This is a genomic window from Candidatus Binataceae bacterium (genome assembly GCA_035500095.1).
Taxonomy (GTDB): Bacteria; Desulfobacterota; Binatia; order Binatales; family Binataceae; genus JAKAVN01.
In genome coordinates, this window is sequence record DATJXN010000007.1 from 23,686 (window position 1) to 29,685 (window position 6,000).

The following is a 6,000-nucleotide window of genomic DNA, read 5'->3' on the forward strand; positions in this document are numbered from 1 at the left end:
GGCGCCGGCTTCTTGCGTATCACCAGCATCGGACCGTCGGCGTCGGTGAAGGCGGTGACTTCCGCGCGATGAAAGGAGAATGGCCGCACGCGTTCCGACCACAAGCTTGGGGTTTCGATGTAGCCGGCAGAGGCGACGCGCTGCAGTTCGGCGAGGAACTGCTCCGGATGCTCGCTGTGCTCGAGGACAGGCGATCGCGTAGTCGAACGCCTTGTCGCGAAACGGCAGCGCCTCGCCGCGGGCCAGCACCAGCGGGCGATCGTCGCGCCTGATCCTGCCGCCCTGCCTCTCTCGCGCCTCGAGCGCGAAGTCAACCAGGATGTCAGAGCGCGGCGAGGGACTATCGCCGGCGCCCACCTCGAGCACCCGCGCATCCGACGGTATCGGCAGCCTCACTTTGGCCCGGCAAAGAGGGTCTGCCTCAGTCTGACGATCGGACGGATCACGTCTTTGGCCGCCGGCGGTCGAGCTTGCGGCGGGGGCCGCTCAAAAGCGCCGTCGCGCAGAGCGAATCGGCGAGCGAATGAATTTGGTGATTCCGCTGTCGAGCGTGTGAAACTCCGGACCATTTGTAATCAAATCAAAGACCCAAGTCTATGGTTTTATGGGGCGGTGGACAGCGGTTCAAGCCTGCTCAACTCGAGCGCTCGCCTCGTCTCGTCACCAGCCAAGGAACGGGTCGCTGGCGCACATACTTGCCCACCTGCACCTTTCGGCCCCGACGAAATAAGCGGCCCGCAATTCCGGTCGAGCGTCGAAGAACTGATCGAAGTCGGGAAACAGTTGCTTTTTGGCCAGTGGAGGCACAATGTTGCCTTTGAACCTCGCCTTTGAACCTCGACGGAGGTCTTGAGAAGCGAACTGATGGTCTCTGCCCCTTCCTTCCTCATCAACGCAGTTCGAGCCTTTTCCAGAGGACTGGTGTTCGCAGCGGAGGGATTCCGCGACGACCGAGACGGTCTGCGCGACATCGTGAACGCGATGGAGCTTCCGATGTCCGTCTGCGGCTGCGATTGGTCATACCGATGGGTGAGTAAGGGCATCGGCCGTCTTCTGGGCCGTCGGGCAGAAGATGTCATCGGACGCCCAATCGTTGAGGTAATCGGCAAAGAAGCATTCGAATCGCTCAAGCCATATTTTGAGCGCGTGCTTGCCGGCGAGTACGTGGAGTACGAGGAGCAGGTCTTTTACAAAGCACTGGGCTGGCGCTGGATCCACGCAATGTACGCACCCACCTTTGGTCCCGATCGGACCCCGGATGGTTGGGTGGCTCTGATTCTTGATATCGACGAGCAACGAAAGGCCCAGGAAATCGCTATCGAAAGCGAGGATCGATTTAGAAAGCTGGCCGACAATGCACCTATAGCGATGTGGATAACCGGTGCTGACGGTCGAAGCACGTTCGTAAATGCGTACTACGTTGCGTACACGGGCCTTTCCGAGCCTGAGATTCGCGAGCATTGGGACGCTTCTATCCATCCCGAAGAGAGAGAAACGTTCGTCGCTGCCTACCTCCAGGCGCTCGAGCGTCGCGCGGAATTGCATGAGGTTGTGCGCTTGCGCCGCCATGACGGCGTCTATCGCTGGTTTGAGGTTATCGGGGTTCCTCGTTACGAGGCCGCACGTTTCGTTGGTTATACCGGCTGCGGGTTCGACATAACGGACAGAAAAATCGCCGAAGATGCGGCGCGCGAAGAAAACCGGCAGAAGGATCAGTTCATTGCGGTGCTCGGCCACGAATTGCGTAACCCCATGGGGGCCATAAGCAACGCCGTCGGCATCCTTGAAAGAGTCGAAATGCGTAACGACGACGCGAGACGGGCCATCAAGGTGACTCGTCGTCAGCTCGACAATCTCGCCCGGTTGACGGACGATGTCTTCGCAGTCGGTAGCCTCATCGCTGGCAATGTCACACTGGCGCGGCAACCGCTTGATTTGGGTGCGGTGGTCAGATTCACGATTCAGATGCTCCAAACATCTGCTGCGTCACGGTCCATTGCCATAGGGATTACGACTCAGCCCGCCTGGGTGTACGCAGATCCCGTGCGACTCGAACAGATCGTAAGAAATCTGGTCGGCAATGCCGTAAAGTTCACACCCGAGCAGGGCAGGATCGACGTTCGCGTCAGCGCCACCGACGCTCGCGCCGTGCTTACGGTGAGCGATTCCGGAATCGGGATTCCGAAAGAATTTTTACCCCGCCTCTTTCAGCCATTCGCTCAGGCGCACCCAGAGTTCAGCGGCGAATCGCGTGGCCTGGGCCTTGGTCTGGCGTTGACGAGACGGTTAGTCGAACTGCACGGGGGGAAGATCTCGGTCGAAAGCGGCGGTCCCGGGCACGGTTCGACCTTTGTCGTTTCGCTGCCGCTGATGAGCCAGCCCTTGGGAGCCGCGGCCGGTCAGGCCGCAAACGAAACCAAGGTCAACCTGCAGATACTGGTCATCGAAGACAATGAAGATTATCGCGAGTCGCTCCGGGATCTACTGAGCATCGAGGGGTGCATAGTCGAGACCGCTTCAGACGGACCGGAAGCTATGGAGCTAGCGCTCGCTCATTCACCCGACGTTGCTCTGATTGATCTCGCCTTGCCGACCTGGGACGGCTATGAAGTGGCGCGGCGTTTACGCGAGAAATTCGACTCTGCGATCCGGATCCTGGCGCTGACCGGCTTCAGCCGCGAAGGCGATAAAACGGCAGCGCGAGCTGCTGGCTTCGATGATTTTCTTGTAAAGCCTGTCGCTCCCTCTCGCCTGCTTGAAGCCCTGCGTCCACGTTGATTGAAGGATACGCCGCGGGCCAGCACGGGCGGGCGATCGTCGCGCCTGATCCTGCCACCAATCCCGAGGCCCCGGGTGGCCTGCCCGCTACGCTTGGGACCTTGCCGGCGCGGTTCTCCTTCTTGCCCGGCGCAGGCCGAACTTCCGGCTGCGCCCGACCTTTCGCCCGCGCACTGAGCCTCCGTGGCGGCAACACTGTCCCGCTCCCATTATCGGCTAAAGTCCAAACAAAGCGGTTTGGCCAGGACTTGGGCGAGCTTCTCAGGCCATTTTCCCGAGGCGCCATAATCCGAAGCATGTGGATTGGGTCGCCGCTGCACGAATTGAAAAGGCCCACGTGTATGCGACAAAGCAAGTTACGCTGGTTTATTGACCGCCGAACTTCGTCAGACCGGTTTATTGGCCGTTCGTCCTGTCCTGGCAGCCGAGCTGGCTTGAGCGTCGTTTCAACGCCTTAAACCTCACGAAGACGAGCAATCGTCACGTAATTGCATCGGCAATTATCAAGCCCGCACTCCGATATGGTCTTCTCTGCACTTGCCTTCAATTTAGCCCTCTTCGTCGATACTAATAGAAATCCACGCTTACTTGTTTATCGGCGCAATCCTTTCATAGCTTCAGGCGTTCTCGCACGAAGTTGTAGTGACACTCCACTTTATCTTCATCACCTTTATACAGATCATTACCGTGAACCTATTTAAGACTATCCTCGCCTTCAGATGCGAATAGCTTATCGCCGTTCTTCTAACCAAGTGACCAAGCGTGCGCTTTAGATCAGTCGGTCACATAATGAATACACAACAAGCGCACACTTAGTATTAATCAGCCGTTGCACCTACTTCGGAGAGTTACTTCACACGCGACGAGTTCTTCCTTTCCAAAATTCGCACTATGTCTTGACAAGATCGGTAGCCCAGGAGCAATGTACCCAAATCTCGCTACGTTCGGATCGTGAAGTTCATGCAATTCCTGATCGGCAGTCTGTCTGTGGTGTGCTGTTCGGGCGCTCGGCTTGTCGCCGTCGTCGTCGAATTGTTTTCCTTTCCCTCTGATGCCAGCGTCTCTATAACCGCGAGCGTTTTCCATTGGTCATGAGTACGAAAGCAAACTCCCTGAAAGGTTGCATACGGGTTGCTGTGAGGTCTCGCCTTCCTCTTGCACCTCTCTTCATCGTGGCACTACTCGCGACTTCGCTGATCAAGAGTAGCTACGTTGATTCGCAGACAAACATGCGAGAGAGCGACTCAGTGGTTATTGCAAGGGCAACCACCGAAATGGTCCATGACCGCCTTCGGATTGAGCTGCCACGTATCATAACCTGGCGACCTCTTCCGGTTGTCACGACCGAGTCGCATCGACACGGCCATCCACCAGCAGCACCCAAGACCACCCGCAAATCAAGCTGACCCTAATGGACCTGATGGATATTCACTACTTCAAGTAGCCAGGGGTAAACCACCGATACAGAGGAAATCATCTAAGACGATAGATCGGCAGGGCTGCGGTGCGGAATGCCTTACCAGCACCGTATGAACCTATTCCATCCATTAGCCAGACGCTTTATGTCGTCATGAACGGTGAATAAACCGCACGGATGCAAGTATCATCATGGAAAACCTCGTCTTCGCGGATCTTATTGTGAAGAGGTTCGTCGATCGGACTGCCCAAGCCATTCCCGTAGGTCCGCGCACCGCGCACAGGAAGCAAGCGGCCTCTGCCGGCGATGCTCGACCGTACCGTCGCGGTCAGAGCGGGCGCGTAGTTCTGTTTCTTCCCGGGCCTGTCACTGAAGATGATTTATTTACAGACGCTATCGCGCATGCTCGCGGTGTTCGACGGCATAAGGCTCGCCGTAGATACATTCGATGGCTGGAAGATAACTGCGGGACTGTGGTGTTTGTCGCTGGCCTGTTCGTGTTAGCGTGGCTCGTTTCTGCGAAATAATCAGATCTCCGTGGTGTTTCGCGGCCTTTGGCAGAAACAGATGTGAGAACAGCTTGTCGGAGCAAAGGTAATAAGGAAAAGACCGAGACGGTCCGCACGGTCCGATATGAGGTTTATTTGTTCGTAGTGGACCGCGGCCCGAACCAATTCAGGGCGCGGTCCAGCAAGGTGCGACCGTTGCAGTACTACCGGCAAATCCGCTCCGCGCCTTCGTCTGTTGCGTGATCACTAGCCCGGCCGTTATTTGTGCGGGCTGCGAAGCGCCCCAAGCTAGAGGACTTCCGCCCTCACGATCTGCGGCACGCGTTCGCAAGCTATCGAGTCATGTCGGCCGTGAGCGGCTCGCGGCTTAGAGGTTCTTCCGGGGCACGGAAAGGCGGCGCCTATTTAGCGCTCAAAGGTCAAGCAGGAAATGGTGCAGGAGCCAAGTAGCTGATTTGACTGGTGATCCCAGCGGGAGTCGAACCCGCGTTCCCGACGTGAGAGGCCGGTGTCCTAACCACTAGACGATGGGACCCCGTCGCGTGCGTTCTCTTGACGAGCGTACTTTTCGTTTGGCTGAGGAGGGAGGACTCGAACCTCCAATCCCCTGATCCAGAGTCAGGTGCCTTGCCAATTCGGCTACTCCTCAGCGCGAATCATCATTTATAACCGACAAACTATAACCGACAAACTATAACCGACAAACTATAACCGACAAACCCGCATGCGTCCATGCGCGCGCCGCCACGGCCGCGGAAGCGCCCGCTTCAGCGGGCGGCCGAAAGCCGCAGCGTCTCGGCATGACGGTTGACCAGCGCGTCGCAGCGCTGGAGCAGGGCCGGGTCCTGACAGTATTGCTCGATCATATAGCTCAGCTCGCCGAGGTCGTGGACCAAAAGGCGCATGCAGCGCTCGTACTCGTCCCGCTGTTGCAGAGCCTTCAGCAGATCGCCGACCTTGTCCTCGAGCTCGGTCTCTTCGACCTCGAGTGCGACGGCGAGCGCCCGTTCGATCTCCATTGCGCTCTCAACCTCGCGTGTGCCGCGATCAAGCAGGGCGCTCAGCCGCGCCACCGTCGCGTCTTCGAGCACCACCGGGCTTGGTCGGTCGAGCATTCCTTCGAGGTCGAGCACGGTGGTCACGAGGTCGAGGGCGCCGACGTGGCGCGCCGCGTCGCGCGCCATCCCGAACCAGAACTCGTGCAGGCGCGGGTGCGCGGCAAAGGTCTTGGCGAAGCGGGCGTAGAGCGCCATGCTGCGCTTTTCGAGCGCGATCATGGTCTGGAGAACTTCGCCC

2 protein-coding genes and 2 tRNA genes are annotated in these 6,000 nt (G+C 58.2%); 1 reads left to right on the top strand and 3 read right to left on the bottom strand.

Going from position 1 to position 6,000, the window contains the following annotated elements; translation table 11 throughout:
• The first annotated feature begins 849 nt into the window (after nt 1-849).
• On the top strand, nt 850-2,778 hold the full coding sequence (locus tag VMI09_00890; GenBank protein ID HTQ23220.1) for an ATP-binding protein: 1,929 nt from the start codon (nt 850-852) through the stop codon (nt 2,776-2,778).
• A gap of 2,386 nt (nt 2,779-5,164) precedes the next feature.
• On the opposite strand, the gene VMI09_00895 is transcribed toward VMI09_00890, so the two are convergent.
• The 3 genes from VMI09_00895 to VMI09_00905 form a co-directional block, all read right to left on the bottom strand.
• Nucleotides 5,165-5,239 (bottom strand) — tRNA-Glu (locus VMI09_00895).
• Between the two features lie 38 nt (nt 5,240-5,277).
• Nucleotides 5,278-5,353 (bottom strand) — tRNA-Gln (locus tag VMI09_00900).
• A 118-nt stretch (nt 5,354-5,471) separates the two neighbouring features.
• Nucleotides 5,472-6,000, bottom strand: a 529-nt coding sequence (locus tag VMI09_00905) for a hypothetical protein (GenBank protein ID HTQ23221.1), incomplete at its 5' end; no start/stop codon positions are given.